We start from the raw sequence: 244 nt of genomic DNA, 5'->3' as shown, positions 1-244 counted from the left end.
CTTTCAAGTAATTTACGAAGCTCTAAACGCGTTAGTTGAAATTCAACTTCACCATCCCATTCTTCTAAATTGGGGAAGTCAGCCGCTGATAACGTTGTAAGTGAAAAACGACTTTTACCACTCGTTAATAACAACTGGTGGTCTTGTAAGCTTAACGTAATGTCTGAACCTTCAGGTAGACTTTTACAAATATCGAGTAACTTTTTAGCAGGTAAAGTTAATTTTGTATCGGCAATATCATCAC

At 36.5% G+C, this 244-nt stretch carries 1 pseudogene; it reads right to left on the bottom strand.

What is annotated here, in order from left to right:
• A pseudogene (locus ACZ6JE_RS15485) lies at positions 1-244 on the bottom strand (hypothetical protein); the annotation flags it as partial.

The sequence above is a fragment of the Frigoribacterium sp. AC759 genome (genome assembly GCF_979256015.1).
The sequence above is the reverse complement of the archived record's forward strand: the minus strand, read 5'-3'. Positions and strand labels throughout refer to the sequence as shown.